Annotated in this window: 31 protein-coding genes; 7 read left to right on the top strand and 24 right to left on the bottom strand. The window is 61.9% G+C overall.

Features of this window, described 5'->3' with window-relative positions; genetic code table 11:
• Positions 1–8: 8 nt before the first annotated feature.
• Positions 9–251, bottom strand: a complete 243-nt coding sequence (locus tag NLK60_RS12445) for a hypothetical protein (protein ID WP_254808096.1) — start codon at positions 249–251, stop codon at positions 9–11.
• 71 nt (positions 252–322) lie between these two features.
• Positions 323–1,195 (bottom strand): tRNA pseudouridine(38-40) synthase TruA, encoded by an 873-nt coding sequence (truA, locus tag NLK60_RS12450; protein ID WP_254808097.1) that lies wholly within the window; start codon positions 1,193–1,195, stop codon positions 323–325.
• Between the two features lie 123 nt (positions 1,196–1,318).
• On the opposite strand from truA, the gene NLK60_RS12455 reads away from it, so the two are divergent.
• Positions 1,319–2,815 carry a sulfatase gene (locus NLK60_RS12455; RefSeq protein WP_254808098.1) on the top strand — a complete coding sequence of 499 codons (1,497 nt, stop codon included), beginning with the start codon at positions 1,319–1,321 and terminating at the stop codon, positions 2,813–2,815.
• A gap of 49 nt (positions 2,816–2,864) precedes the next feature.
• On the opposite strand, the gene NLK60_RS12460 is transcribed toward NLK60_RS12455, so the two are convergent.
• From NLK60_RS12460 to hisS, 4 genes are all read right to left on the bottom strand, one after another.
• Positions 2,865–4,355: a sulfatase family protein gene (locus NLK60_RS12460; RefSeq protein WP_254808099.1), complete on the bottom strand. Its 1,491-nt coding sequence runs from the start codon at positions 4,353–4,355 to the stop codon at positions 2,865–2,867.
• Between the two features lie 84 nt (positions 4,356–4,439).
• Positions 4,440–4,787 carry a HalOD1 output domain-containing protein gene (locus NLK60_RS12465; RefSeq protein ID WP_254808100.1) on the bottom strand — a complete coding sequence of 116 codons (348 nt, stop codon included), beginning with the start codon at positions 4,785–4,787 and terminating at the stop codon, positions 4,440–4,442.
• A gap of 213 nt (positions 4,788–5,000) precedes the next feature.
• A complete protein-coding gene (locus tag NLK60_RS12470; RefSeq protein ID WP_254808101.1) occupies positions 5,001–5,666 on the bottom strand; it encodes a helix-turn-helix domain-containing protein in 666 nt (221 codons plus the stop codon).
• Positions 5,667–5,796: 130 nt separating this feature from the next.
• Complete coding sequence (gene hisS, locus NLK60_RS12475) at positions 5,797–7,095, bottom strand: histidine--tRNA ligase (protein WP_254808102.1); 1,299 nt, start codon at positions 7,093–7,095, stop codon at positions 5,797–5,799.
• Positions 7,096–7,327: 232 nt separating this feature from the next.
• Here hisS and NLK60_RS12480 point away from each other — a divergent pair, with 232 nt between their 5' ends.
• Complete coding sequence (locus tag NLK60_RS12480) at positions 7,328–8,377, top strand: sensor histidine kinase (protein ID WP_254808103.1); 1,050 nt, start codon at positions 7,328–7,330, stop codon at positions 8,375–8,377.
• A gap of 131 nt (positions 8,378–8,508) precedes the next feature.
• Here NLK60_RS12480 and NLK60_RS12485 read toward each other — a convergent pair whose 3' ends face one another.
• The 5 genes from NLK60_RS12485 to pfdA all read right to left on the bottom strand — a co-directional run bounded on the left by NLK60_RS12485 (position 8,509) and on the right by pfdA (position 11,562).
• Positions 8,509–8,967 carry an NOB1 family endonuclease gene (locus NLK60_RS12485; protein ID WP_254808104.1) on the bottom strand — a complete coding sequence of 153 codons (459 nt, stop codon included), beginning with the start codon at positions 8,965–8,967 and terminating at the stop codon, positions 8,509–8,511.
• Positions 8,968–8,976: 9 nt separating this feature from the next.
• Entirely contained in the window at positions 8,977–9,222 is a 246-nt protein-coding gene (locus NLK60_RS12490) for a PRC-barrel domain-containing protein (RefSeq protein WP_254808105.1), read from the bottom strand.
• A 166-nt stretch (positions 9,223–9,388) separates the two neighbouring features.
• On the bottom strand, positions 9,389–9,772 hold the full coding sequence (locus NLK60_RS12495) for a thiol-disulfide oxidoreductase DCC family protein (protein WP_254808106.1): 384 nt from the start codon (positions 9,770–9,772) through the stop codon (positions 9,389–9,391).
• Between the two features lie 55 nt (positions 9,773–9,827).
• Positions 9,828–11,093, bottom strand: coding sequence for a signal recognition particle-docking protein FtsY (gene ftsY, locus NLK60_RS12500; RefSeq protein WP_254808107.1), 1,266 nt, complete (start codon positions 11,091–11,093; stop codon positions 9,828–9,830).
• Positions 11,094–11,103: 10 nt separating this feature from the next.
• Positions 11,104–11,562 (bottom strand): prefoldin subunit alpha, encoded by a 459-nt coding sequence (gene pfdA / locus NLK60_RS12505; protein WP_254808108.1) that lies wholly within the window; start codon positions 11,560–11,562, stop codon positions 11,104–11,106.
• Positions 11,563–11,850: 288 nt separating this feature from the next.
• Here pfdA and NLK60_RS12510 point away from each other — a divergent pair, with 288 nt between their 5' ends.
• A complete protein-coding gene (locus tag NLK60_RS12510; RefSeq protein ID WP_254808109.1) occupies positions 11,851–12,297 on the top strand; it encodes a universal stress protein in 447 nt (148 codons plus the stop codon).
• Between the two features lie 107 nt (positions 12,298–12,404).
• On the opposite strand, the gene NLK60_RS12515 is transcribed toward NLK60_RS12510, so the two are convergent.
• Both NLK60_RS12515 and NLK60_RS12520 read right to left on the bottom strand, forming a co-directional pair.
• Positions 12,405–13,379, bottom strand: coding sequence for an ArsA family ATPase (locus NLK60_RS12515; RefSeq protein WP_254808110.1), 975 nt, complete (start codon positions 13,377–13,379; stop codon positions 12,405–12,407).
• Position 13,380: 1 nt separating this feature from the next.
• Entirely contained in the window at positions 13,381–13,677 is a 297-nt protein-coding gene (locus NLK60_RS12520) for a DUF7990 family protein (RefSeq protein ID WP_254808111.1), read from the bottom strand.
• 75 nt (positions 13,678–13,752) lie between these two features.
• Between NLK60_RS12520 and NLK60_RS12525 the strand changes: the two genes are divergently transcribed.
• Positions 13,753–14,964: a CobW family GTP-binding protein gene (locus tag NLK60_RS12525; RefSeq protein ID WP_254808112.1), complete on the top strand. Its 1,212-nt coding sequence runs from the start codon at positions 13,753–13,755 to the stop codon at positions 14,962–14,964.
• Positions 14,965–15,130: 166 nt separating this feature from the next.
• Here the strand turns inward: NLK60_RS12525 and NLK60_RS12530 are convergent, their stop codons facing one another.
• Positions 15,131–15,451 carry a hypothetical protein gene (locus tag NLK60_RS12530; protein ID WP_254808113.1) on the bottom strand — a complete coding sequence of 107 codons (321 nt, stop codon included), beginning with the start codon at positions 15,449–15,451 and terminating at the stop codon, positions 15,131–15,133.
• 59 nt (positions 15,452–15,510) lie between these two features.
• Here NLK60_RS12530 and NLK60_RS12535 point away from each other — a divergent pair, with 59 nt between their 5' ends.
• Positions 15,511–15,735: a DUF8107 family protein gene (locus NLK60_RS12535; protein WP_254808114.1), complete on the top strand. Its 225-nt coding sequence runs from the start codon at positions 15,511–15,513 to the stop codon at positions 15,733–15,735.
• 49 nt (positions 15,736–15,784) lie between these two features.
• On the opposite strand, the gene NLK60_RS12540 is transcribed toward NLK60_RS12535, so the two are convergent.
• On the bottom strand, positions 15,785–16,009 hold the full coding sequence (locus NLK60_RS12540; RefSeq protein WP_484555223.1) for a DUF8007 family protein: 225 nt from the start codon (positions 16,007–16,009) through the stop codon (positions 15,785–15,787).
• 213 nt (positions 16,010–16,222) lie between these two features.
• On the opposite strand from NLK60_RS12540, the gene NLK60_RS12545 reads away from it, so the two are divergent.
• A complete protein-coding gene (locus NLK60_RS12545; protein ID WP_254808116.1) occupies positions 16,223–16,837 on the top strand; it encodes a DUF8052 family protein in 615 nt (204 codons plus the stop codon).
• Positions 16,838–17,106: 269 nt separating this feature from the next.
• Here NLK60_RS12545 and NLK60_RS12550 read toward each other — a convergent pair whose 3' ends face one another.
• Complete coding sequence (locus NLK60_RS12550; RefSeq protein WP_254808117.1) at positions 17,107–18,954, bottom strand: carbon starvation CstA family protein; 1,848 nt, start codon at positions 18,952–18,954, stop codon at positions 17,107–17,109.
• Positions 18,955–19,336: 382 nt separating this feature from the next.
• Here NLK60_RS12550 and NLK60_RS12555 point away from each other — a divergent pair, with 382 nt between their 5' ends.
• Positions 19,337–19,651 (top strand): ASCH domain-containing protein, encoded by a 315-nt coding sequence (locus NLK60_RS12555; RefSeq protein ID WP_254808118.1) that lies wholly within the window; start codon positions 19,337–19,339, stop codon positions 19,649–19,651.
• A 27-nt stretch (positions 19,652–19,678) separates the two neighbouring features.
• Here NLK60_RS12555 and NLK60_RS12560 read toward each other — a convergent pair whose 3' ends face one another.
• The 8 genes from NLK60_RS12560 to NLK60_RS12595 form a co-directional block, all read right to left on the bottom strand.
• A complete protein-coding gene (locus NLK60_RS12560; protein ID WP_254808119.1) occupies positions 19,679–20,125 on the bottom strand; it encodes a DUF4870 domain-containing protein in 447 nt (148 codons plus the stop codon).
• Positions 20,126–20,209: 84 nt separating this feature from the next.
• Positions 20,210–20,875 (bottom strand): translation initiation factor IF-6, encoded by a 666-nt coding sequence (locus NLK60_RS12565; RefSeq protein WP_254808120.1) that lies wholly within the window; start codon positions 20,873–20,875, stop codon positions 20,210–20,212.
• Between the two features lies 1 nt (position 20,876).
• A complete protein-coding gene (locus NLK60_RS12570) occupies positions 20,877–21,155 on the bottom strand; it encodes a 50S ribosomal protein L31e (RefSeq protein WP_254808121.1) in 279 nt (92 codons plus the stop codon).
• 2 nt (positions 21,156–21,157) lie between these two features.
• On the bottom strand, positions 21,158–21,310 hold the full coding sequence (locus tag NLK60_RS12575; protein ID WP_252701300.1) for a 50S ribosomal protein L39e: 153 nt from the start codon (positions 21,308–21,310) through the stop codon (positions 21,158–21,160).
• A 175-nt stretch (positions 21,311–21,485) separates the two neighbouring features.
• Positions 21,486–22,505 carry a hypothetical protein gene (locus tag NLK60_RS12580; protein WP_254808122.1) on the bottom strand — a complete coding sequence of 340 codons (1,020 nt, stop codon included), beginning with the start codon at positions 22,503–22,505 and terminating at the stop codon, positions 21,486–21,488.
• A 331-nt stretch (positions 22,506–22,836) separates the two neighbouring features.
• Positions 22,837–24,084, bottom strand: coding sequence for an MBL fold metallo-hydrolase (locus tag NLK60_RS12585; RefSeq protein ID WP_254808123.1), 1,248 nt, complete (start codon positions 24,082–24,084; stop codon positions 22,837–22,839).
• A gap of 40 nt (positions 24,085–24,124) precedes the next feature.
• The gene (gene samp2, locus NLK60_RS12590) at positions 24,125–24,346 is read right to left on the bottom strand and encodes a ubiquitin-like small modifier protein SAMP2 (protein ID WP_254808124.1); all 222 of its coding nucleotides are present in this window, start codon (positions 24,344–24,346) and stop codon (positions 24,125–24,127) included.
• 37 nt (positions 24,347–24,383) lie between these two features.
• Complete coding sequence (locus tag NLK60_RS12595) at positions 24,384–25,547, bottom strand: bactofilin family protein (RefSeq protein ID WP_254808125.1); 1,164 nt, start codon at positions 25,545–25,547, stop codon at positions 24,384–24,386.
• Between the last annotated feature and the right edge of the window lie 93 nt (positions 25,548–25,640).

Genomic DNA, 25,640 nt, shown 5'->3' on the forward strand with positions numbered 1-25,640 from the left:
GGCCCCACTCACCGACGCTTCTCTGCACCGACAGCTGTCCTGACGGCTCGAGCGCCGCCCAGTGTGATGAGAAAACAGCCGACGACGACCAGCCCGGCGTAGATGACGAGGCCGAGTCCGACGGCTCCAAGCGCCGACTGTTCGAAAAAGAACGAGCCGAACCAGTCGCCAAACCCGATGACGAGCACGCCGGCGGCGATACGGAGCGACGACTGCCAGTACGCGCCGTACTCCTCAGGCGAGATGTCCATACTCGAGATGGCGAGGCCGACCGCTTAAACACTGGTATCGATTCCTGACACTCTCGCCCGTCGGTGCGCCGTCACTCGTCTATACCATCTCGGATCTGTTCGGCTACTCGAGCGCCGACCAGTCGCTCGATTCGCCGCCGCTCGAGCGTCGCCCTGGCGCCGGTCGCGGCTCGCTCGTCGATTTCGAACTCGAGGTCGTGATCGCCGTATTCGACGGCAGAGAGGACCAGCGGCTCGGGTGGTTCCGGGGCGATCCCCTCGTGACCGGGCAGTGGCTCGGGGTCGAGCGCTCGCTCGAGACCCTCGTACGACAGGACGCCGGTGGCGACGTCTCGGGCGACGGCGATCAGTTGCCGCACGAGTTCGCGGGCGAAGCCGCCGGCACTGACCCTGACGACGAGAAACGGGCCATCGCGGGTTGCCTCGAGGGTCGGGGCGCGTTCGGTCCCGTCGTCGTCTGGCGTCAGATTCGCGAAATCGTGCGGGCCGGAGAGCGTCTCGAGTGCATCTCGAAAGCGGCTGTCGTCCAAGCGTGTGCGGTCGTTTTCAGCGATCCGTTCAGATTCGATCCCCGGGACGAACCCACCGTCTCGAGGCGCATACAGATGATAGGTGTAGGTCCGTCGAGTGGCGTGATGGGTCGCGTGGAAGCCCTCGGGAACGTCGACACTGGCCCAGGCTCGCACGTCGGCGGGGAGTCGTGAGTTCAGGGCTCGAGGCGTGAGCCAGTCCGGGGCCTCGAAGGCTATCGTCTGTGCCACGGCTGAGACGCCGGCGTCGGTCCGTCCGGCGGCGGCGTAGCCCGCCGGCTTTCGCTCGCCGGGTTCGAGGACCTCGAGCGCACGGAGCGCGTCGAAGAGCGCGTCCTCGACGGTTTCGACGTCGGGTTGGCGCTGGAAGCCGGCGTAGTCGGTCCCATCGTAGGCCACTCGATAGGCTCGCATTGGGGGATGATTCGAGGGCAAACAGATAAAACGTCCTTTCGGGGGTCATCCTCGAGTTCGACCCCATCTGCGCCTTGCATACGCCGGGCTGACGGCCTTACCGGTGTATGCTGCAGGTGGGGTATGAGCGTCCCGCCGGGCGATTCGACGTCGCGTCCCGCTACCGGTTCACGACCACCGAACGTCGTCCTCGTCGTCCTCGACACGGCTCGCAAGGCGAGTGTGACATCCGAAACGATGCCCATGCTGTGTCGGTTGGCAGATGCAGGTACGTCCTTCGAGCGCGCGTATGCGACCGCGCCGTGGACGGTTCCCTCGCACGCCTCGCTGTTCACGGGGACCGAAACCGCGACACACGGTACCCACGGCGGCAACCCGTTTCTCGACACGGGTCTTCGTACCCTCGCAGAAGCGTTTCGTGACGCCGGCTACGACACGGTCGGCGTCTCGAACAACACCTGGATCACCGAGGAGTTCGGGTTCGACCGCGGCTTCGACACCCTTCGGCGGGGCTGGCAGTATCTCCAGTCCGACGTGGACATGGGGACGGTCGTCCGCGGTGAGGACCGCCGGGAGAAACTCATCGCGACGCGGCACCGTCTGTTCGAAGGGAACCCGCTGGTGAACCTGGCGAACGTCTGTTACAGCGAGTTTCTGCAACCGGCGGGCGACGACGGCGCGGCCCGTACCACATCCTGGCTCAGTGATTGGCTCGAGCACCAGGACGACCGGCCGTTCTTTCTGTTCTGTAACTACATCGAGCCACACATTCCGTACGACCCGCCGAGAGCGTTCGCGGAGGCGTTTCTCCCGGATGGCTGGACCGTCGATGAGGCACTGGCACTCCGCCAGGACCCACGAGCCTACGACTGCGAGGATTACCAGCTTTCACCGGCGGAGTTCGCGGCACTCGAGGGACTGTACCGTGGGGAACTCGCCTACGTCGACAGACACCTGCGAGAACTGTGTCAGGCGCTGTCGGTCACCGGGCACTGGGACGACACCATCCTCGTCGTCTGTGGCGATCACGGCGAGAACATCGGCGATCACGGCTTCTTCGGCCACCAGTACACCCTGTACGGCACCGTCTTGCACGTTCCGCTGGTCTTCTACGGCGGCCCGTTTACCGGCGGCGTCCGTCGCAGAGACCTCGTCTCGTTGCTCGACCTGCCAACGACGCTGCTCGAGGTGGCCGGCATCGACGATCCAACGTTCGCCCGCCAACAGGAGGGGCAGTCGATGCTCGAGGTGGACGCCCGAACCAGTCGTGACGCCGTCTTCGCCGAGTACGTCTCCCCACAGCCCTCGATCGAACGCCTCGAGGCTCGATTCGGCACGTTGCCCGAGCACGTCTACCGGTACGACCGTCGGTTACGGACCATTCGTACGGATCGATTCGCCTACGTCTGCGGCGACGACGGTTTCGAGCGATTGCACGACCTCGAAACCGACCCGGATGAACTGGTTGACGTGAGTGAGGACGAACCCGAACACGCGCGTCGCCTCCGACGGCGACTCGAGTCACACTTCGGGCCGTTCGAGACGCTCGAGCGGGCAGCGCCAGAACGGGAAATGCGGCCGGGAACGAAAGATCGGTTGGCGAGTCTCGGGTATCTGTGACGTCCTCGAGAGGGATCGCTGATCTCTGTCTTCGACACCGCTTTTCGCCTCAGACGAACGTATCCGGCACCCACTTTCGATTCGGGTCCTCGGTTCGGTGCATCCACTCGAGCAACCGCTCGGCCATCGATTCTCGGACGTCCTCGTAGCCGGGGTGGTCGGCAAGGTTCTGGAGTTCGTCGGGGTCGGCCTCGAGGTCGTATAACTCGTTGCGGTCGGGGCCGTTGTAGACGAACTTGTACGCGGGGGTGCGGACCATTCGCTGGGTGTAGAGACCGAACTCGTCGCCGTGATACTGGGCGAACACCGAATCCGGCCAATCGTCCGGTCGCTCGCCCTCGAGGAGCGGTACCAGACTGCGGGTTTGCATCGTGTCCGGAATCGGCTGGTCGCCCAACTCGAGGAAGGTTGGGGCCAGGTCGTGCAGGTGGACGGGCAGGTCACAGGTGGTGTCCGACTCGGTGACGCCGGGCCAGCGAACCTGCAGGGGGATGTGGTAGGTCTCGTCGTACATCAGCGGCCCCTTGTTGAACTGGCGGTGTGAGCCGGTGAAATCGCCGTGGTCGGATGCGTGAACGACGACGGTGTCTTCCTCGAGCCCCAGGTCCGCGAGGGCGTCGAGGATACGACCGAACTGATGGTCGAGCAGGGTGACGAACCCGAAGTACTTCGCGACGGCCGACGCCCAGGTGTCCCAGTCGAAGTCACCGACCCCGCGATAGGACAGGAACTCCTCGTGGGCTGCGGGTTTGCCGTCGAAGGTTTCGGCGTAGCTGTCCCAGGGGTCGATGTCGCTGGGGTCGTACATCGAGGCGTACGGCTCCGGGACGACGTAGGGGTGGTGTGGTCCGTAGAAGTCCGCACGGTGGAAAAACGGACTGTTTGTCCCCCTGTCGTCACCACGTGCCTCGGCCCCGTCGTCCCTCTCACTCACGGCCCCGTTCGCGTGTGCCTCGAGGGCCTCGATAGTTCGCTCGGCGAGGAAGTACGCCCGCGTATCCTCGACGTCGACCGGGGTTTTCGCGGCGACGAGCGTGCCGTCTTCTTGGTCGCCGTGGGTGTGTATTTCCTCCTCGAGTTCGGTTTCCTCGAGTGGGGTCCCTCTGGCGTTTCGATACTCGCGAAAGGCCGTATCCAGGTCATCGTGGTGGACGTCACTCCCGCCCAGATACCGAAACCCGAAGCCCTCCGGGGTACCGTCTCGGCCGACGTGCCACTTGCCCGTGTACGTCAGTTCGTAGCCACCGGCTCGAAGGCCTTCGGAAAATGTGGGCACGTCGGGGTCGAGATTCGCCTGTATCGCATCGTCCTCGTGGCAGTTGTTCAACATCCCGTGAGCGTGGGGAAACTGTCCGGTGAGCAGCGAGGCTCGAGCGCTGGTACAGATACTGATCGGCGTAAACGCCTGGGTGAAGTGGACGCCGGACGCTGACAGCCGGTCGAACGCGGGAGTGTCGACCGCGGGGCCATCCGGGGCCGTACAGTCGTAGCGTTCCTGGTCGGTCAGCACGAAGAGGACGTTCGGTCTGGTCTGTGCCATCCCCGATAGCTACGCGAACCGGTGGCAAAAGGCTCTAGGCTCTCCTGGAGAGAGTTTTCCAGTCGCAGGGGCCGTTGTCGTCTCTCAATCGTCGGCCGCTACGTCACCCGGCTGTCGCCTAACCGTAACCCGTTCACCGTCGGTGACGGTGACCGCACACCCACTGTAGGCGAACGATACTTCGCCCTGTCTCCTCCCGTCGGTCCGATCACAAAACAGCGTCTCGAGTGCGTCCGGGTCGATCACGGTGTACAGCGGTTCGAGGTCAAGTATCGACTGGTCGGTAATCGTCGCGGTTGCCTCGACGATGCTGGTCGCGAGCCCCTCCGTTTCGGGACTCAACTCGAGCGATAGCGATTCGGCGACGTATGTCGAACTGATCGTTCCGTCTTCGGTATCGGTATCGTCGGATTCGTCACCGGGAAAAATCACGGCTCGGTCACCCGTTCCAGTACTACGGTCGCGATGGCTTCGTTCCCGTCCCCCCTATCGGACGGCGTCGACACTGCCAACAGACTTCGTTTTGGCATCTACCTGTTTCGATGCCAGCCGCATATGTGACCGTACCCAGTCTCAATAGAACCCGTTGAATAGGGGTCACACACTCTCGCCTCGGAACCGATACACCCTCGTCGGTACGACGTCTTATTGCTCGCTCGAGTCGGCATCGATCGCAATCGTTTCGCCGATCAGTCGGGAGAGCCCTCGCTGGAGTCGTCTCGAGACTGCCCGTTGGCTGATGTCGAAGGAGTCGGCCAGCTCCGTCTGCGTTATCGCTCTGGGCTCGTCGAAGTAGCCCCGTTCGTACGCTAGCCGGAGAGTTTCTCGCTGTTCGTCGGTGAGCGAATAGCGGTCACGGGCGGATGCTTCTTGAGGGGTGTAAAGGCGCGTCAGTTCGATTGGAACCGCCTGCTCCTGGCAGTACTCGAGAAACGTACGGACGCTCGAGCGCTCGTCGAACCGAAGCTCGAATCGCCACCCATCACGGGTGCCTGTGCCGTTGAGAAGTGTCGCCCCGAGTTCCGTCATTCCGGAGAGAAAGCCCTCGAGGTCGTCACCCCATCGAGCGCGATACAGCTGTCCGTCCTCGGCTTCGGCCAACACCGTCACCGACCGAACGGCGTCGGAATCGCGGACACGGCGTTCGAAGGCGTCGAAATCAGCGCAGTTCCAGACCCAAAAAAACGGGATGTTGCCGCCCTCGGTCGGGACGACTCGCTCGAGTTCCACGCTACTCGAGGGATCCCCGGCGATGCCGACACCGAGTGGAAACCCATTCCGTGGTAGCTGGAAGGCAGCGATTGTCGCCATACCCGCTCTACGACTGACCTCACAAAAAAGTCACAGCTTCGTTTCGCCCTCGAGGCCGGTCGTCTGGTAGCTGGTCGCGTGCAGGGTGGATGATCGAGTGTCCAAGCGTTGGTGCACGCGAGCGACGGCGTTACTCGAAATCGTCGACCGTCGGCCGCTCGAGGCCACCGGGGAACGCATCGACGGGTGCCTGGACTTCTTCGCCCGAATCCATCGCTTTGACTGTAATTTCGTCGTTCGCGAGGTCGCGCTCGCCGACGATAATCGTCGTTTCGGCGTTTATCGAGTCGGCGTAGCCCAACTGTGCACCGAACGAACGGCCGGCGACGTCGGTTTCGACGATGTGACCGTTGGCTCGCAGGTCGCGGGCAATCCGGGTTGCCTCGGTTCGGGTGTCGCCCACCGAAAGCACGTAGTAGTCGGTCGAAACCGTCTCCTCGGGCCAGACGCCCGCTCGTTGCATGAGCAAGGGGAGCGTCGCATAGCCTGGTGCAACGCCGACCGCTGGTGTCGGCTGGCCGCCGAAGGATTCGATCAGGTCGTCGTAGCGGCCGCCGCCGAAGACCGACCGTGAAACCGACCCCGTCGAGTCGAAACACTCGAAGACGACGCCCGTGTAATAATCCAGGCCGCGGGCGGTCTCGAGTGAAATTGTACAGTACTCGCGCGCGCCGAAATCGGCGGCGGCCGCCAGCACGTTCTGTAAGTTCTCGACGGCGTCGCTCACGCGTTCGGTGTCGGCAAACTCGACGACCGCCTCGAGGTCGCCGCTCGCGATCAGGTCGGCGAACTGGACGGCGTCGTCGTACGGGAGGCCGGCGTCGGCGAGCAGGCCGTGATACTCGCCGGCTTCGATCTTGTCGGACTTGTCGACGGCGCGAATCGCTGCGGTAACGTCGACGTCGGCGTCGTATGACTCGAGGACGCCGCCGAGGATATCACGGTGAGAGATGCGGAACTCGAAGTGATCGTCAGTGAGTCCAAGTCCGGTCAGGGCGTCGGCGGCCCAGGCGAGCACTTCGGCGTCAGCTTCGGGCGCGCTCGAGCCGAAGATGTCGACGTTTGTCTGGTAGAACTCGCGCTGGCGGCCCTGCTGGACCTGCTCGTAGCGCCAGAACGGCCGGGTCGAGAACCACTTGATGGGTTTCGAGAGCGCTTGCTGTTTGGCGACGACCATCCGCGCGACCGTCGGCGTCAGCTCCGGGGTGAGGGTGACGTGGCGGCCCCCCTGGTCTTCGAAGGCGTACAGTTCGTCGACGATGTCGTCGCCGCTTTTGTCCGTCCACATCTCGGCGCGCTCGAGCGCCGGCGTCCCGATCTCACGGAAGCCGTAGCGACGCGCTGTCTCCTCGAGGGTGTCCATCGCGGCCCGACGCGCGGTCATCTCGCCGGGGTAGAAATCACGAAACCCCTTGATTCCATCGTACATGGCATGGGGTTTGGTGAGGGCACACTTTTGTATATCGTTCGCGGGACCGGACGTTGTGGTCGCGAGCGGGTATTCGACCCTCGAGGTGCTGGTCAATATCTCTGACTCGTGGCTACGTTACCGCTGGTGTGGACGCCTTGGCTTTGATTCACTCCTTATCTGGATTGATTCGAATATCGTCGCTGTGAGAACGTCCCGTAGATTGATACCTGCTCAAATAGTCCGGGCACTCGTGACACGCGTTTCCGCCGACGACGACTGGGTCGGAAGCCTCGGTGAGCAACTGCCTGTTTCCCCGCTTTCGGTACTCGGGCTCGTGCTCGCGGCAGTCATCGGCTTTCGGCTCGCCGTCGAGAACCTCTCGAATCAGGCGCTCCTCGAGAGTACGTTCCCGCTGGTCGCGGCGACGGGCGTCGTCTTCGCCGATCGCTGGCTGGTCGCCCAGGATGTCGGAATCCGTGATCGGTTGACGGTGTTTTCGTACGGACTCGGCGGGTTTCTCGCCGCGGCGCTCGTGACTGCGCTCCACTTACACGTGCTTCGACTGCACGGTACCGGCGTCGCTACGCCGTTGTATCTCACCTTGATGAGCGGCACTGTCGGGGTCGCTGCCGGCACCGTCGCCGGAATTTACGACATCAAACAGCGGCAGGCCGCCCGAGAGGCCAGACGACAGAGCGAGCGCCTCGAGGCGTTCGCGAGCGTCGTCTCACACGACTTGCGTAATCCGCTCGCGGTTGCCCAGGGTCGCCTTCGAGAGACGTTCAGAACGGGCGACCCGAAACACCTGCAGGCCGTCGACGACTCCCTCGAGCGAATGGACGAACTGATCGAAGACTCGCTGTCTGTCGCCCGAAGCGGCTCACACGTCGAGGACCCGGAACCGACGCAACTGGTCGATCTGGTATCCGGTGCGTGGTCGGTCGTCGAGACGCCCACCGCCAGCTACGAAGTCGTCGACAACCGAACGCTGCAGGTCGACCCTGGCCGTGCTCGGACGCTCTTCGAGAACCTGTTTCGGAACGCGATCGAACACGGTGGCGAGGACGTCCACATCCGAATCGGCTCGCTTTCGGACGGCTTTTACGTCGAAGACGACGGCCCGGGAATCTCGCCGGAACGTCGGGAGGCCGTCCTCGAGCAGGGCGTCTCCTTCGAGGAGGACGGTTCCGGCCTCGGGCTGGCAATCGTCCGGGCTGTCGCGGACGCCCACGGTTGGGACGTTCGCGTTACCGAAAGCAAGAGCGGCGGTGCGCGCTTCGAGTTCGTCCGCGCGACGTGAGTACTGGTTCCTTTCCGATCCCCGTCATCACTCGAGGGGGCACAGCATCGGTGCTGCTCGATGTGGGTACTGACGATATCACTCGAGGAGGCCGAAAATCTCGGTACGTCGACTGACGAGTGCGTCCGTCGCTATTGCGGGTTCTTTCGAGCCAGGCCGGAGCCACAGATCGGACACCGGTCTTTGTTCTCGTCGTACTCGCGCCCACAGCCCTGGCACTGATAGCGCCAGTCACGTTCTTCTTCGATGCCGTCTCGAGCGATGGGTTCGACGGTGACGGTGAGGCGTTCGGCGACGTTTTGCATCGCGTAATCGTCGGTGACGAGGACGCCGTCGAGTTCGAACGCGGCTGCGATGAGCCGAATGTCGGTCTCAGAGAGGACGTCGAGGTCACCGGACTCTTTGGCGGACCGTTTGACCTTCTCGGTCGTATCGGTGTTCGGGATGTGGATGTGCATCCCCGAGCCCTCCTCGGCGTCGTATCGATAGACGCTCTCGCCCTCGAGTTCTTCGCGGACGAGTGGAATCGTTGCCTTCTGCTCGGTCGTGTGAAAATCGTGGATAAAAGCCGACGAGTCGAGAATATACATGCAGGACGGTTAGCGTTGGACGACGATGTAGTCTTTCACTGCCTGCACACGGCTCACGGGGACGAGAAACTGCCCGGCGTCGTTCGAGTCGAACTCGACTGTGTGGGCGGGCAGTTGTTCGTCGGGGTCGATTACGAGGTCCCGGAGTTTACCGGAACTGAGGTCCATGGTGATGTTGTAGAGCATTCCCAGTTCCGTTCCGTCGGATCCCATGACGGACTTTCCCGAGAGGTTTTCTGCGAGTATGTCGCTCATACCCGAGTGTACTGACTAGTGGCTATTAAATACACTGGGGCTGTCAGACGAGCGTCTGTCACGCGGCCTCGAGCGCAAAACTCGAGTGTTGGTCTGTTCGGTATCCTTGAATCTCCGTCTGTTCGGTGTCCGTTGCATGTCTCTCTGGTCACACGGACGAACGGGCTCAGGAGTCCCCGCTTCGGGCTGGCGGCTCTTTTCTGACGACCTTGCCCGCCAGCACACGATTATCGGCGACCAGTCGGTACCCCTGTTCGCGCAGCGTCTCGTGATTTGGTAGCTGGCGAAACGCTCTCGCAGCCAGGCGTTCGGGCGTCTCGAGGCGCACTCCGACTTCCTCGAGTGCGTGCCCACAGGAGTACACCCGTTCCTGGGTGAGCAGGTGGAAACACGACTCGTACTCGTCGGGTAGCCGGGCTAGCTGGTCCGGCGACAGGTCGCTAAAGCCAACGAGTTCGAACTCGCCTCGAGCGGCGGCGTACTCGGCACACCAGGTACAAAAGCCACAGTCGTCGTCGAACACGAGCCGTGGCGGGAACGGGGAGTTCATACTGTATGGGTACGGACGCTGACGAAAAAAGCTCTCTGTCAGTCGCCCAGAACCGTTACTCGTCCTCGAGCAATCGATCGACCATCGCCTCGGGATCGAATCGCTCGAGGTCGTCGTAGCCCTGGCCGACGCCGAGGAACAGGATCGGTTTGCCGGTGACGTGGGCGACCGAGATGGCCGCACCGCCGTTCGAATCCGCATCGGCTTTCGTCAGGATTGCGCCGTCGATTTCGGCGGCCTCGTTGAACTCGCGGGCGCGGTTGACGGCGTCCTGGCCGGCGACGGCTTCGTCGACGAACAGGGTCATGTCGGGGTCGACCACGCGACCGATCTTCTCGAGTTGGTCCATCAACCCCTCGTTCGTGTGGAGTCGCCCTGCGGTATCGCCCAGCACGACGTCGATGTCGTTGGCCTCGGCGTACTCGACGGCGTCGTAGAGGACGGCGGCGGGATCGCCACCCTGTTCGTGTGCGATGAGTTTCGTGTCCCGCGAACGGGCGTGCTCGGCGATCTGCTCGTTCGCCCCCGCGCGGTAGGTGTCGCCGTTGGCCATCACGGTCGAGTAGCCACGGTCCTCGAAGTACTTGTCCAGTTTGGCGATAGAAGTCGTTTTGCCGACGCCGTTGACGCCGGTAAAGACGATGACGAGCGGCTTGTCCTCGATCGCGACGCGCTCGTCGAAGTCGAACTGACCGACGCTGATGACGTCGTAGATCGCCTCTTTGAGCGCTTCTTCGACGACCGCACCCGTCGAGGTGGTGAACGTCCGCGTCTCTCCGATCAGTTCGTCGCGAATGTTATCGAGGATCGTCTCCGCGACCTCCATCTCGACGTCACTCGAGAGCAAGGCCAACTCGAGTTCGTGAAGCGGCCCCTCGAGGTCGTCTTCTTCGATGACGAACTTTCCGCGGACGAGTGATTTCGCCTTTCGACCGAATCCGACGCCGTTATCGTCACTTTCGGCGTCGTCGCTTCCCTCGCTTTTAGCTTCGTTCGTTGGCTCACTTTTGACGTCTTCGGCTTCGGACGCTCCAGCGTCAACTGCTTGATCTCCTTCGCGTCCGTCCGCGTCTGCACTGTCGCCCTCGCGGTCGGTTTCCGGGATCGACGCATCCTCGAGTGCGTCGCCAGTCGGCGCGGTGGCTTCGGCGTCGCTCGGTTCACCCGCAGCGGGTGCTGTGTCGGCTTCCGCAACGTCGGCTTCGTCGGCGTCGACCGGCGCTTCGAGTTCGTCCTCTTCGACGTCCTCGACGTTCGCTTCGGCGGCTGCTTCGGCGTCACTGCGGAAGCTCCCGAGTTTCTTCTTCAGGTTGTCGAACATGGCCGGTCAGTTACTCGTCGGGTTCTTGCTGGCCCTGTCCCATCTGCTGCATCTGCTGTTGCATGGCCTGCTGTTGGATCTGCTGGGCCTGCTGTTCGAGCTGCGCGCTCTCGTTTTCGAGTTCGTCGATGTCGCCCTCGAGCTCCTCGATTCGATCATCGAGTCGATCTTTCTTGTTCTCGAGGGTGTCGATGGCTCCCTCCTGGTCGCGCTCGAGGGCGTAGTCGGCACCGAGCTCGACGATGATCTCGTCGATGTCTTCGATGGTTGCGCGGACGTACGCGCCACCGCCAAGTGGGACCTGGACGGTCGAACCGCTCTCGAGTTGGTCGATGGCGTCGGTCGCCTCGTCGACGGCGTCCTGTTCGTCGCGGACGGCCTCGACGTCTTCTTTCAGCACGTCGATCTGCTCGTCGATCTCCTGAAGCTGCTGGGAGAGCTCTTGCAACTGCTGTTGGCTGGCTCCCATTAGTAAGCCACCTCGGTTGCGGCGACGGCCGTTTTCGCTCGAGTCACGTCACGGGTACTGGTTGATTGCATACCCAAGGGTCCGGCAGGCAGTCGGAAGAATGTTCCCTTCTGTGGCCCACACGCTTCTCGAGTGGGGCTACCAGGCGGGGCGTCGGAGAAACACTGTGAACGTGATTTCGAGTGGCGTGGCACGTACAGTGTGAGACCCAAGAATCGACCGACGATTCGGACTCCGGTGTTCCCGAAATCTATATTTATCGAGCTGCTGACTTGCTACATGATACCGATGTACAACCGTATACTCGTTCCGACGGATGGGAGTCAACCGGCAACGGCTGCGATCGAGGAGGGCGTTACGCTGGCGGCGCAAAACGACGCGGAGCTACACGCGCTGTACGTCGTCGAACCGATTCCGCTCGGCGGGTTTTCCGCAGGCCCAGGTCCCGCTTCTGCGGAATGGGATGGCGTCGTCGACAAACAACGGGCCGAGGGTGAGGCGGCAACCGCTGCGGTCGCCCAACGCGGCCAGGAACAGGATGTCGACGTGGTGGAGGCAATCGAACACGGGAAGCCAAATCAGGAAATCCTCGAGTACGCTGCGGATCACGATATCGACGCCATCGTCATGGGGACCCACGGTCGGTCTGGAGCTGACCGCCTCGTCGTCGGCAGCGTGACGGAGAAAGTCGTCCGAAAGAGCGATGTACCGGTTCTCACCGTCCGAATGAGTTGATAACTGACTGCAACGATTTCTCCCAGTACCTTCCCAACCGTCGGCCCCTGCGTGAAAGCGGCCACCCGAAATCGATTTATTTCAACCGCTCGGGCTTGCAATACCTCTCAGGCGTACGTCGGCGTCTCGACGGCCGTTTCGACATCGAGTTCGGCCGCAACCTCCTCGAGCAGCGTCCCTTTGACCTCCGAAACGCGCCACCCGATTTCGGCGATCAGTGGTGGCTCGAACGCCGTACGGACCTGCTCGAGGTGTGCCTGTTCGGTCTCGATCCGTTCACGGAGATATCGTGCGCCACGCCCGTTCTCATCGGGATCTGGGGACGGGGTGAGCTTGTTCACGACGAGTCCGCGGACGCTGAGGTTTTTGTCCTGGAGGTCGGCGATCGAGCGTTCGGTCTCGTTGAGCGATAGTTCGTCCGGATTCAACACGAGAAAGAACGCGGCGTCCTCTCGCAACGCCTTGCCAGCAAACTCGAAGAACTCCTTTCGGTTCTGGAGGCGCGCAAGAACGGGATCGCCTTCCATGATCCGTCGTGGCTCGTTGCTCCCGACTGCGGCTTTTTCGAAGAGGTCGATGCTCTTTCGGCGTTTGTACATGAGTCGGTCGATCCAGCCCTCGAGCAGTTCCGGCAACCCGAGGAGTCGAAGCGTACTCCCCGAGGGTGCGGTATCGAAGACGACCCTGTCGTACGGATCCGAATTTCGTATCACGTCGACGAACCGATCGAACAACGCTGATTCGTACGCTCCAGGGGTACCGTGGGCCATCTCGAGCTGGCGATTGATCTCGTTGACCATCGCCGCCGACACCTGTTCGGAGAGGTCCTGGCGAATCTCATCCAAGTGGCGGATGACTTCCTCCTCGGGATCGAGTTGCATCGCGTCGAGACCGTCGACGCCTTCGACCGGCGTCGGGGAGTCGTCGAACGTCTGGTCGAACACGTCGGTGACGGAGTGGGCCGGATCCGTCGAGACGACCAGCGTCCGAACTCCCTCGCGGGCACAGCGCACGGCGTACGCACAGGAGACGGTCGTCTTGCCGACACCACCCTTGCCGCCGAAGAACACGAATGGCTCCATGTCAGAAGTGATACTGTTGTCCCTTCCGTTCGATGAGTGAGCCGCGATCCCACAGTCGCCGCTCCCAGGCTTCGAACTCGGCCTCGAGGTAGGGCAACAGTTCGGAAGTATAGTACGAGACCGGTGAGGGAATGCCAAACGCGTCAGGGAAACACGCGAGCAAGAACGCGTCTTCGGTGTCCTCCGCTTCCTTCTCGATCTTCTCGTAGGCCGGGTGTGTGATCATCCCGTGGTACAGTCCACGGAGCCACTCGTCCAGCGTTTGCCGGAAACGCTCGATCCGTTCTGCCAGGTCCATATCAGACCCACCATCTCTGTGAGGTAAAAACTGTCGAGGGGGTCCTTTCAAGGGACTTCGACACCAGTTTCTGGCATGGACGATCACATTCCGGTCACGATTCTTTCTGGGAGTCTGGGGGCCGGCAAGACGACGCTACTCAATCATCTGCTGTCGAACGCCGAGGACCGAACGCTAGCGGTTCTGGTCAACGATATGGGTGCGGTAAACGTCGACGCCGAACTGGTCGCCGAGGGCTCCGAACTGGAACTTGACGACGGTGTTGCGGAGCTCTCGAACGGCTGTATCTGCTGTGAGTTACAGGATGACCTCGAGACGGCGGTGGTACGTCTGGCGCAGGATCGATCCTTCGATCACCTGGTCGTGGAATCGTCAGGCATCTCCGAACCCGCGCCCGTCGCGCGACTGTTCACGACCGAGTCTCGCGTCGCCGCCCGCTATACGGTCGACACGCTGGTTACGGTCGTCGATACGCCCGCCTTTCTCGATTCGTTTGCCGGTGAGGCGGTCCCAGAGCGCCGTGGGCAAGAAGATGACCGGCCGTTGTCTGACCTGCTGGTCGAGCAGATCGAGGTTTCGAACGTCGTGCTCCTGAACAAAGTCGATCTGTGTAGCGAAAGCGAGCTAACGGAAGCCACCGAACTCGTCCGCGCCCTCCAACCGGACGCCGAGACGATTCCCACGGAGTTCGCCGCAGTCGATCCCGACCGTCTTCTCGAAAGGGGGCTGTTCGAAGCTGATCGGGTGGCCGATCTTCCGGGGTGGAAACGGGCGCTAGATGTCGCCGAAGATGGACACAGTCACGAGGATCACCACCACGAACACTTCCATCCCGACGAGGTCTACAACGTCTCCTCGTTCGTCTATCGCCGTCGGCGGCCGTTCCACCCCCAGCGCATCGCCGCATTCCTCCGCTCTCTCCCGGCGGAGGTCGTTCGCTCGAAAGGAACCGCGTGGCTCGCCGACAACGAGATGCGGGTCGCGATCGCGCAGGCCGGTCCATCGATCAGAGCCACCGCACAGGGACCGTGGATCGCGAGCCTTCCCGAGATCGAGCGCGACATGTATCGATCGAATCGCCCCGACCTCGAGTGGCACGACGACCACGGTGATCGACGAACCGAACTCGTGTTCATCGGGACCGACTACGACGAGGCGGCGATACGAGACGCGCTCGAGGAGGCGCTCGTCACCGACGACGAGTGGAACACAGATGGGACAACCCGTTCAACAGACGGTCCGTTCCCGTCCGAACAGGGTGAGGAGACCGTTATTCGATCACCGTGATCGGACGAGGGCTCGCGCATTCTGGCAAGCGTATTCGTCCCAACAGCAACACGCGCAACCGCTCTAGCTGGATTGTTCGAATCGCTTTTCCTCGCCACAGCCCGGGCATTCGACGCGATCGACAGGTCATCAATCCGATGGCACAACCCTCCGGTCTACCGAGGGCTCATCGCAGAAAGGGAAGCGCGAGAACGACACCGAGTGCTGCAAGGACCGCCATCAGATAGAACAGTCGCACGCCACGGACACTGGCCGGAGCGGAGACATCTGCGGGCCGTGCGGTCCACACCTGCCAGTAGTAGGCGGCGACACTCAAAACGAGAAAGAGGCCAAACGAGACGCCGATTGCAATCTCGAGGGCGACGCCCAGTGCCTGGCCGTACAGTGGGCCAAACGATAGCAAGATCATGAACGCCAGTCCAGTAACCACGAGAAATGGGACGGGGTCGACGGAGCGTCCCTCGCGGTTTCGCGGCTGCAGCCCCATACTGGAACGCACAGTCTCGAGCGGCAAAGAGCTAAGTGGTGCTCGAACCGTTTTCAAATATGAGCGATTCGGATTACGACGGCAAGGGATTCAGTGAGGGGATCGAGTCCTCTCAGGGGGATCCTCGCGTGCTCCTCGTGATGAACGCGGTGCTATCGATCCTGTTCGCCTGGACGGTCGTCTGGGGATTGTCCTTTCTGGGCGTGGTCCAGTTTGGGTTCATCAACGTCGCGACGGCGGCGATACTGCTGTTTACCATCACCTACGTCGTCACGATGACATGATCGAGATTCCTTAGATTGGCGCGCCGGATGTGACTGGCTCGAGGGGGATCTATTGACGGTGAATAAATCGCTGTACTGCGTTGTCGAGGCGACGAGTGACGCCTTCCACCCACGCGGCTGGCGACACCCGGCGGATGGTCTCCTCGTCGATTTCGATCGCTTCGTCACCGAAGGGATCCCGCCGAGCGTTTTCTGCGTCGTCGTTGGACTCGACGGCGTCGACCACTGTCGACATGGCGCAGCGCCCGCAGGACTCGGTTTTCTTCCCTCCCATGGTGCTCTAACACGATACTGCACTTCCAGTGGCTAAAACATACCGGCGGAATTTGCAATCGGCACTATCACAATCTACTGTGGTGGCTCTCATCGACGCCTATTTGCTATCCCGGTCGGTACGCTGTGGTATGCGTTTCCGAGGCACTGACACGAACCGATATAGGGCAGCGATTTGTCGGACTGGCATCCTTCGTTCCTCCTACCTCGAGCAATGACCGACAAGGCCCCACGGAAACCCGAGGAGCTGCCCCACGAACTTCGTGAGGCCGTCCCCGAATGGGAAGACGGGTACATCGACCGCGTTGCCCATCGACTCGTCTATAGCTACGACCTCGAGAAGGAGTATCGGGCGGGTGGCTACCGATGGGACCTCTACGGCGAGATGCGTGTGGTAACCCAGAAGCAGTTTTTCCATCCCGCGTTGAGCTACGCCGACCACGAGGCAGAGGAGTACCTGTTCGCCCGTCGTGAGCCGCGACCGACCGTTGCGGACCTCGAACGGCTCGTCGAGTTCGGCCACGACGTCGCCGACGAGCGAATCGTACCGGATGAGGAACACTTCGGCACCGACGTGAGTATCGTCCTCATCGCGGACGACCTGTCGGCGGCGGTTCGCGAGTACGTCAGTGGGTTTCGTGATCGGACATTACTGAAATTCGGCTACTACGGCCACTACGACGTCAACCTCGTCGTGGTCGTTCCCGAAGACGAAACGCACGTTGCCAGCGAGGTGGCAGACGTCGCCGAGGCGTTCGTCCTCTGGGAGAACGTGAGCAAACCCGATGAAGGCGTCCTCTCGCGATTCGCGAAACGATTCTGGCGGTAACTCGAGGTTCGTCCCGGCAACCGACTCGTTCTCTTCACGGCGGAGAGAGTCGTACGGTTTACTGTCGTCTCTTACCGGTGAGTGCCCATACCGGGTCGACAATCACCAGTAAACAGTTACAGTAGACCGTATCAATGGCTGTGCAGATTGGATTCCGTCGACAACGTGCATCCGTGTTAGTGGCGGGTCACCAACTCGAGAACCGGTGGCTCGACGATGTGTCCCGAAAAAAGCAGCGAGTGTCTGTGTAGTCCGTCGGCAGGCGACCGTTAGTCGTCGCCTGGCGCGGTGGGCGTCTCCGGCTCCCCGCGTACGTCACTGATGTTCTTGTAGCCAAGTCTGACGAGGGCGAGTGCCAGTATCATGAGTACGAGGCCAAGAACCATCTGGACGATCGACGACACCGTCGCTTCGGTCGTCTCAGCGCCGCCCTGAATCAGATTCAGGTAGAGGTTCTCGTAGAACACCAGGACCGAGAGGCCCATGATGGTGATCACGACCATGATTGCCATCGGGACGCCAGTCGAGACGAGCTGTTTGCTATCGTCCCAGTTGGCGAGCCAGACGGTCGCCGTCAACAACGCAAGCGCTGCGAGCAGTTGGTTTGCACCGCCAAACAGTTGCCAGAGGACGACCCACTGACCGGAGATGACGAGCAAATAAGCGGGAACAACCTGAATGAGCGGGTTCGTATACCGGCCGCGTACGAACGAGGCGGGGTCAACCGAGAGTCCTTTGGTGGTCATTCCAGCGGGCGTTCCGACGATTTCTTCCATCATGTATCGGCCCAGACGGACCGCCGTGTCTGTCGATGTCAGCAGGAAACTCACCAGTACGAGTGCCATGAACACGGCACCGACCGACTCGGGAATGCCGAGACTCGTGAAAATGACGCCTCCACCCGAGGCGAAGTTCGGGAGTGCTGCACCGATACCGCCAGCCGGGTCGGCGAAGCCCCACACTACGAACGTCGAAAGTGCAACGGCCGCGAGCAGCCCCTCACCAAGCATACCCCCGTAGCCAATCAGCCGCGCGTCACTCTCTTTATCCAGCTGTTTGGCGGTCGTTCCAGAAGATACCAGGGAGTGGAACCCGCTGATCGTCCCGCAGGCAATGGTAATGAAAAGGAGCGGGAACAACGGGGCCAGTCCGGCTGCTTCGACTCCCCAGAATCCTTCGAACGCTCCAATACTTTCGTCGACGACGAGCGGTTCGGACGACGTCGCGAAGATGGTACCGACGATGATCGCGATGATCGCACCGCCGACCCCCGTATACAGCAAGAATGACGAGAGGTAGTCGCGGGGCTGGAGCAAGACCCACACCGGAAGCGCGCTCGCAACGGCACCGTAGATCATGATGATCGGAATCCAGGCTGCGGTGTTACCGCCACCGATACCTTCCAATTCGGCCGCACCGGGGACCCACGCTCCTTCGCCGCCGATCAGCACTATCGTTCCGGCCGGATAATCGCCGGCGAACAGCGCGACGGGGTACTGAATGCCGACCCATACGGCCCCGAAGACGCCTGCGACGAACAGGATGGTCCCGAGAATGAACGGGCCGTTGAGCTGGTACAGGTAGACTCCGAAAACCAGCGCCAACATGATGTAGATGAACGAAGCGGTCACCACCTGTGGGAACGCGTGGAACACGATTGCAACGACGAGTGCGAAAACGGCCACGACCAGTATGATCGTCAGGAACGCGAACCACAGGAGCATATTTTTGCCGCTTTCGCCGACGTACTCACCGATGATGTACCCGATCGACTTCCCCTCGTGTCGAAGACTCCCCGACAACGAGACGAAGTCGTGGACGGCCCCCATCAACGGATTCCCGATGGCGATCCAGAGCAACGCCGGGACCCATCCCCAGATGGCCCCCGCCGTGATCGGACCGACGATCGGTGCACCGCCCGCAATGCTGGAGTAGTGATGGCCCAGTAACACGGGTTTTTTTGAGGGGACGTACTCCTGACCGTCCTCGTATTTATGTGCCGGTGTCTCTCGGTCGTCGTCTAGTTCGACGAACTGTGTGAGGTATCTCGAATAGCCAACATATCCGACAGTGAACGTCACCAGGACGGCGACGATGATCCATATTACCTGTGTCATGGCAAGACTATACATACCAACCTATCTGAACAATATTAATAGTTATTCATTTTGGACTCCTTCAACCCACGTTCTTAACTGATCGTTTTATCCAAAACCGAGTACCCTGTCTTATTCCTCAATTAACTTATCTAACAGTTGGCCGCACTTCCAATTGGAGCTGTTATCTAGAAATAATAAATGGATCGTCAATCACTTTTCGACACCATTTGTCGCCAAACATCAATAAATCTGACATACCTCACTCTCCATCTGATGGTTCAATTTTGGAAGAGCGACCCTTGATGACCGGTCGGAGGCGACCACCGGATACCATTCAGGTACTCATCGTGTGTGGAATGTAGGCTCAATCGTTTTTACCCACCGGCAAGACGTTTCTCGTATGGCTGAAATCGAACCAGACACACTACTTCCCACACCACGAATGCGCCAGCAGGCACTCGAGGGAACCGTCACACAGATCCACCGCGGGCACGCCTACGCTGAGGAGGGTGATACGTTTCGTGTCGAGGATACCACGTTCGAGATTGTCGAGATAACCGAGCGGACGCTGGGCGACCTCACCGACGAGGACGCAAAGAAAGAGGGCGTCGACGACCTCGAGGCGTACAGACAGTTGCTCGAGCGTGCACACGATCACTTCGAGTGGGACGACGACAGCGAGGTCGTGTTACACCGGTTCGAGCGGCAGTCGTAGGCAGTATTCGAAAACGGTGTGAACTGATCAGAGGATATCGGGTGTCGCGGGATACGTCCACGCCTCTCCCTCGCTCGCCTTGATCGCGGCGATGATACAAAACACCAGGTCGAGCAGCGGGAGGATCAGGATGAGGACGAAACCGATCAGGACCAGGAGCAATACCGCCGAGACAGTCATATAAATAGTAAACATGATCTGCCAGTTCAGGGCGTTGCGCGCGTTCTCTTTGACGAACTGGTCTTCGGTCACCAGATACACGATTAGCGGCCCGATCACCCACGTGAGCAACGCGAGGATGTGCGTAATCGCGGCGAACGTCGTATCGCCATCGGTTTTCGTTCCACCCCCGGCGTTCGAGGGTTTCCCCGTGGGCGTCTGGGTCACTTCCGTGATCCGTTCGCCGCATGACGAACAGTATCGGTTGCCGGTGTCAACCGACGCACCACAGTCCGGGCAGTATTGTTCGCTCATAGGCCCGCTTCAGCAACCAGCGTGAAAAGCAGTTCGAATAGTAACATTATCTCGAGCAGCCAGCTCTCGAGGCACAGAAAGCCGCTAGTCGATGTAGCCCAGCGCGTCCTCGATGCGGCCCAGCTCCGGCCCCGTCGTGTCGCGACCGACGACGTAGCCGTGTTCGTTTGCGAGTAGGCCCGAGCCCACGAGCGGGGCGCCGTAATTGATGGTTCCGACGTCGGCTCGAACGTCGAGGACGTCCTCGAGGTGGTCGAGTTCGGCGTCAGTCGCTTTGGGGTGACAGAGCACGCCCTCGTTATTTGCGACGGCGGCGGTCCCGACTGTGCGGACGCCCGCGAGGTCACCCCGTTCGACGGGGACACCGAGGGTGTCTTTGACGACCTGGACGGCCTCTCGAGAGAGGTCGGCGTGGACGAACGCGCCGTAGTCGTTCGCGAGGACGACGTTGCCGGCGGCGTTGATACTGCCCGGCAACTCGGTGACGGGCACATCGAGGGTTTCCTCGAGGCGGTCGCGTTCGTACTCGAGCACGCGGGCGCTGACGAGGAGGCCGTTTTCGTTACCCGTGGCTAACGCACCGACCGTCGAGGAGCCGGCGATGGTCGTCTGGACGGGTTCGACGGCGAGTTCGTCGGCAAGATCAGCGACGAGGTCGTCGTCGGCGTCGGGGCGGACGAACAGATGGGTATCTGTCGTTCGGGCGAAGACGCCGATGTACGACGACCCGCCAAACGCGGCGCGGAGCAAGTTACTCGGCGACCTCGGCTTCGACGATTGCCTCGCCGGCGTCGTCGAATCGAGCGGCGCGAACGCGGAGTTTTCGCGGCGGGTTCGAGCGGCCGTCCGCCCAGATCGTCTCGTTGATCGAGGGATCGAGTCGGATGGCATCTTCGTCGACGGCGAAGTGTTTGGCGAGGTGTTCGCGGACGATTTTCATCGCGTAGTTCGCGGCCTCGTGGTTCGGTCCTTTCTTGACGTCACGGAGCGGGATGGTGACGACCCGTTCCTCGAAATCACTGGCACTCATGGTTATTCGTCAGTGTCGTTTCGACGCCAGTTGCGCCGTTTGGGGTTTCGCTGGACGTTCATGTCGGTCTTGAGCATGACCCACGCTGGAACGCGACTGTTCTGGTTCTCGAGTTTGGCAAGCCGCTTTTTCTTGCCCTTCGATTTTTTGCCCATAGTGCCCGCACGTAGCCTACGCTGGCTTAAAATCTTGTCCATCTGCGGGCACCACGGCCTGTGAACCGACACCACGACACAGCCGCGGTGGGATCATACGGACCGGTGTCTCGGTTAACCGGTACGCGTTGGCTCCGTTCGAACGCTCACCGGTACACGGTTACACCGATCCGTCTCACTCGAGCGTGGCCTCGAGATACCGGGTCATTCCCTCGAGCGTCGTCTGGCTCAGCGTCGTGGTGTATCGAAAGCGCTTGATGCCGTCGAAGCCATCGTGGTGGGCGAACGAACCGTGGTCGTGGCAACCGGTGCCGTGAAATCGAGTGCCTGCCCCCATCTCTTCCGGGCCGGCGTAGGCCGTCGCGATCGGTGAGACCTCGAGGGTTCGGTCGTCGGTTCGGATAGCCGTCCCGAGGTCGTGGTCGCAGGCCGACCCCACCACCTCGTTCGCGATTCGCGAACTGAGGTAGGTGTGGAGCATCTCGTGAATGGCGATATTCCGGGTCACGGCGCGGGAGTCCCAGAGTTCTGTCGCGCCGATATTGGCGACGGTCTGGGCACCTTCGCCGTCGATTTTGGCGACGTGACTGTTCGGCGAGCGAGTGCCGCCGTAGCCGACGTCGTGATGCAGCGGTCCCCACCACAACAGCAGGTGACAACACGATCCGGTAATTGCCCCGCGGTCGTGGAGGACGGTCCGAAATGCATCGAGCACCTGCTGTTGAGTCGGTGAAACCAGTTCTCGTGGCGAAGAAATCGCGTGCCTCGTGAGGTCGATGCGGCCACCGCGTTCGACGGTGATATCGACGTCCTCGAGTCGGCCGCGTGCCGTTCGGTACCGTTCGAACTGCTCGAGGGCGGATTCGACCGCGCTGTAGGCTGCCTCGTGTGGCGGGGCCCAACCGCTTCGAGCGCCTCGCCAGCCGTACCGGGCCCAGGCGTAGGTTGGGAGCCGACCCGGATACACCCGGACGTGGACGTCGCTCTCGCCGAGGTCCGTCGTCGATTCCGCGGGCGAAGCGAGGATAGAGGCACCGCCGAGGGCAGCCAACATCTCCCGGCGCGTGACGACGTTCGAAGCACCCACACTCGAGGCAGTTCCGAACTGGCTCTCCGTGACGGTGTCCTGGCTCTCCGCGGCGGTGTCCACGTCTGTCGCGCCCGCGGCTGTGTCATCCGACTCCGTTGGTGTCATCCCACCGCTCGCGTCAGCAGCCTCCGGCTGTCATCTCGCTTCGCTCGCTCGTCAGCGGCCGTCTTCCAGCCGACCACTGCCGGGCTCAATTCGTTCGGTTGTGTCCCCATCATACCTGGGAAGTTACAACAAATGCCGATATTACTGTTTTCGCTGTATGTGTCGAATACTGTTGTTTCGGGCGGCATACGGCGAGTTAACGACGCTAAAACATGCCCCGGTTCGTGACTTTCATCGAATATATGACTGGTCTCGAGAGGACACTCGAGGATCGAACGGAAGGCGACGAATGGGCTTCGAAAACCGATCTTCGGACACTCCTGACGTTGCCCTACTCGATCGTCACCGGTTCCCCAAGTTCGGGTGCACTGGCGTCGAAGCCATCCTCGCGGAGTTCGTCGGCGAAGGCGTGACAGCGGTCGCCGTGATTGACGAGAACCCGCGTGTCGGTACCGCGATAGGGCTCGAGGAACGACTCGAGGCCGCGTCGGTCGGCGTGCGCGGAGAAATCGAACTGCTCGACCCGGGCGCTGACGGGCATCACTCGTCCGTCGATTTCGGCGCTTCCAGTCTCGAGCAAGTCTCTGCCGGGTGTACCATCGACCTGGTAGCCGGTCAGCGCGATGGTGTTCGTGGGGTGTCGTCTGATTGCGGGCACGTAGGTCATGGCGGGACCGCCGTGGAGCATCCCGCTCGTGGTGATGATGACGGTGTTCCCCTCGGCGATGCGTTTCCGTTGCCCGTCCCGGCCGTCCACGAACCTGGCGTGCCCTTTCGCTCGACGAAACGCTTCCGGATCACGGAGGTACTCGATGTTCCGAGGCTGTGTGAACAACTCGGCCACGCGCGTTCCCATCCCGTCGACGTAACACTCGAGGTCGTGCTCGGCACAGATGGACATCACCTCCTGGGTGCGGCCGATGGCGAACGCGGGGACGACGACGGTCCCACCCTCCCAGAGCGTCGACTCGAGCAGGTCGGCGAACGACGCCTCGATGTCGCCTCGCGGCGGGCGTGTCGTGTCGGCGTAGGTACTCTCACAGACGACGATATCGGCGTCCGGTCGGGCGGTCGTCCCGGCGACGAGACGCTGGGTTTCGGTGTGAAAATCGCCGGTATAATACAGGCGCGTATCCCCGTCGTCGATCAGGACGTGGGCGCTGCCGGGAATGTGCCCCGCATGGAAAAACGTGATTTCGTAGCCGGCGGCCTCGAACGGTTCCTCGTAGCCGTGAGTGTGTGACACCTGGGTCATCCGGGCCAGTTCGGCCTCGGTAAACGGGCAGTCGTAGGTTCCGCCGTGGAGTTTGAGCGTGTCTCGAGCGAGCAACGTTGCCAGGTCCGCGGTGGGTGGCGTCCAGTGAATCGGCGGTCGAGCGTCGCCGGACAACAGCGACGGGAGCGAGCCGACGTGGTCGAGATGACCGTGGGAGACGACGACGGCCTCGGGGTCAGGGTCGCGAATCGGGAACGCAGGCGGGTTGCCCGAATCCATGCCGAAATCGACCAGCAGGCTGTCGTCGATCAACAGCGCGCTCCGGCCGATTTCGCCGGCCCCGCCGAGAAACTCGAGATCCATTGACTCTCACTTCGCCTCCAGGGCTTTGGGTGCAGCGGTTTTACCCGCCCTTAATGAGTCGCAACACCGTCATCTCGGCGGCCTCGAGTGGCTGATCTTCGGGAACTGGCCGTCCGTCGACCAGGACGCTCACCTCGTGGGGGCTGAGGTCGACGGCGGCGAGCGCGTCGGCGTAGGTCGGGTCGGGGCCGAGTGCCTCGCGCTCGAGTTCCCGAACCTCTTCACCTTTGATATCGACGGTGATGGGCGGGTCCGTTGACATACGTCCCCTTGTTCGGCCCGACCCTTAGGGGCGTCGTTCAGGACTCGCTCGAGGGTTTAGCGGACCCACCATCTGTTTCGGCGGCACCGATTCCAGGGTCACCATCCCCGCCCGAAGGTCGTTCGGCACTCGGAGGGGTGTCGCCGACGTTTCGGCGCTGTGCAACCAGTCCGCTGGCGAGCGCACCGAGGCCGAGCAGGGTAATCACCAGATTCAGGAACCAGCCGAAGATGGGGATGAGGCCCAGTATCGCGCCGGCGACCAGCCCGACGACGAGTGCGACCCAGCGGTTCGTGACGCCGACGCTCGAGAGCGCCCAGGCGGCGACGGCAAAGCGGCCGTAGACGACCCCGACCCAGACGAGTAAGCCGAACAGGACCGCTCCGAGTAACGACAGGGGAATGCCGACGATGGTGAACAGAAGCCCCAGCAAGAGCAGGGGAACCCCGCCGAGGACGACCAGGCCGATGGCACCGGTTCGCAGCGGTTCGGTCGCGACCCGGTCGGCGACGCCAGCCGAAAATCGGGGGAACAGGAGTAACAACAGCGCACCCAGGATGAGGTTCGCCGCGAGCGCGTACATCGCGAACACCCAGGCGGCAAGCGGCTGAATCACGGGCGCGAGGTCGACGCCGAGTGTCGAATCTCGGGTAATCTCGCCGGCAACCGCGTTCCGGTCGCCCTCGAGGCTGCCGTCGTAGCGCAAATCGCCGGCAATCGCCGCCGTCTCGCCGAGGGTGATCGTATCCGCACCGATGGTCACGTCGCCGTCGATGACGCCGTCGATGGTGGCGGTGCCGACGCCTGCCTCGATGGAGCCGGCGACCGCTCCGTTTTCTCCGATCTCGAGGGAACCGCTGGCGACGGCCACGCTGCCGTCGACCTGCCCGTAGATTTCGACGGAGCCGGCAACGCCGTTGATGTCGCCACCGACCGTTCCGCCTTCCTCGATGACGACCGTGCCCGAAACGGCGTTGACGTCACCGGTGACGGTGCCTTCGACGACGACGGTGCCGCCGAATGCGGTGAGTTCGTCGACGGTTTCGCCCGGACCGACGACGATCGTGCCGCCAGCCTGGCCACCGGTCTGGGCTTGGTGTGTACCCGAGTAGGCCAGCACACCCGCTGGCACGGTGGCGAGGACGACTAACCCGACGACGGCCAGCACCAGAAGCGCACGGCTCGAGTCTGTTTGCAGCATTATAGCGGTTCCACGTCACGAAACGACATAGTACTAACACCTATGTTTCCGGTGTTGGGAACGTTCACACGTGTGGGCTTAAGAGAAGGTTCG

The sequence above is a fragment of the Natronosalvus amylolyticus genome (assembly GCF_024298845.1).
GTDB classification, from domain to species: domain Archaea; phylum Halobacteriota; class Halobacteria; order Halobacteriales; family Natrialbaceae; genus Natronosalvus; species Natronosalvus amylolyticus.

Coding starts and splice junctions, on each gene's coding strand:
- NLK60_RS12515 (WP_254808110.1), bottom strand. CDS start 13,379: ATGGAGCCATTCGTGTTCTTCGGCGGCAAGGGTGGTGTCGGCAAGACG.
- ftsY (WP_254808107.1), bottom strand. CDS start 11,093: ATGTTCGACAACCTGAAGAAGAAACTCGGGAGCTTCCGCAGTGACGCC.
- NLK60_RS12585 (WP_254808123.1), bottom strand. CDS start 24,084: ATGGATCTCGAGTTTCTCGGCGGGGCCGGCGAAATCGGCCGGAGCGCG.
- NLK60_RS12490 (WP_254808105.1), bottom strand. CDS start 9,222: ATGAGCGACATACTCGCAGAAAACCTCTCGGGAAAGTCCGTCATGGGA.
- NLK60_RS12455 (WP_254808098.1), top strand. CDS start 1,319: ATGAGCGTCCCGCCGGGCGATTCGACGTCGCGTCCCGCTACCGGTTCA.
- NLK60_RS12595 (WP_254808125.1), bottom strand. CDS start 25,547: ATGCTGCAAACAGACTCGAGCCGTGCGCTTCTGGTGCTGGCCGTCGTC.
- samp2 (WP_254808124.1), bottom strand. CDS start 24,346: ATGTCAACGGACCCGCCCATCACCGTCGATATCAAAGGTGAAGAGGTT.
- NLK60_RS12520 (WP_254808111.1), bottom strand. CDS start 13,677: ATGGACCTGGCAGAACGGATCGAGCGTTTCCGGCAAACGCTGGACGAG.
- NLK60_RS12485 (WP_254808104.1), bottom strand. CDS start 8,967: ATGTATATTCTCGACTCGTCGGCTTTTATCCACGATTTTCACACGACC.
- NLK60_RS12580 (WP_254808122.1), bottom strand. CDS start 22,505: ATGACACCAACGGAGTCGGATGACACAGCCGCGGGCGCGACAGACGTG.
- NLK60_RS12535 (WP_254808114.1), top strand. CDS start 15,511: ATGAGCGATTCGGATTACGACGGCAAGGGATTCAGTGAGGGGATCGAG.
- NLK60_RS12540 (WP_484555223.1), bottom strand. CDS start 16,009: ATGGGAGGGAAGAAAACCGAGTCCTGCGGGCGCTGCGCCATGTCGACA.
- hisS (WP_254808102.1), bottom strand. CDS start 7,095: ATGTACGATGGAATCAAGGGGTTTCGTGATTTCTACCCCGGCGAGATG.
- NLK60_RS12445 (WP_254808096.1), bottom strand. CDS start 251: ATGGACATCTCGCCTGAGGAGTACGGCGCGTACTGGCAGTCGTCGCTC.
- NLK60_RS12570 (WP_254808121.1), bottom strand. CDS start 21,155: ATGAGTGCCAGTGATTTCGAGGAACGGGTCGTCACCATCCCGCTCCGT.
- NLK60_RS12550 (WP_254808117.1), bottom strand. CDS start 18,954: ATGACACAGGTAATATGGATCATCGTCGCCGTCCTGGTGACGTTCACT.
- NLK60_RS12555 (WP_254808118.1), top strand. CDS start 19,337: ATGGCTGAAATCGAACCAGACACACTACTTCCCACACCACGAATGCGC.
- NLK60_RS12460 (WP_254808099.1), bottom strand. CDS start 4,355: ATGGCACAGACCAGACCGAACGTCCTCTTCGTGCTGACCGACCAGGAA.
- NLK60_RS12525 (WP_254808112.1), top strand. CDS start 13,753: ATGGACGATCACATTCCGGTCACGATTCTTTCTGGGAGTCTGGGGGCC.
- NLK60_RS12575 (WP_252701300.1), bottom strand. CDS start 21,310: ATGGGCAAAAAATCGAAGGGCAAGAAAAAGCGGCTTGCCAAACTCGAG.
- NLK60_RS12545 (WP_254808116.1), top strand. CDS start 16,223: ATGACCGACAAGGCCCCACGGAAACCCGAGGAGCTGCCCCACGAACTT.
- NLK60_RS12510 (WP_254808109.1), top strand. CDS start 11,851: ATGTACAACCGTATACTCGTTCCGACGGATGGGAGTCAACCGGCAACG.
- NLK60_RS12560 (WP_254808119.1), bottom strand. CDS start 20,125: ATGAGCGAACAATACTGCCCGGACTGTGGTGCGTCGGTTGACACCGGC.
- NLK60_RS12530 (WP_254808113.1), bottom strand. CDS start 15,451: ATGGGGCTGCAGCCGCGAAACCGCGAGGGACGCTCCGTCGACCCCGTC.
- NLK60_RS12495 (WP_254808106.1), bottom strand. CDS start 9,772: ATGAACTCCCCGTTCCCGCCACGGCTCGTGTTCGACGACGACTGTGGC.
- truA (WP_254808097.1), bottom strand. CDS start 1,195: ATGCGAGCCTATCGAGTGGCCTACGATGGGACCGACTACGCCGGCTTC.
- NLK60_RS12470 (WP_254808101.1), bottom strand. CDS start 5,666: ATGGCGACAATCGCTGCCTTCCAGCTACCACGGAATGGGTTTCCACTC.
- pfdA (WP_254808108.1), bottom strand. CDS start 11,562: ATGGGAGCCAGCCAACAGCAGTTGCAAGAGCTCTCCCAGCAGCTTCAG.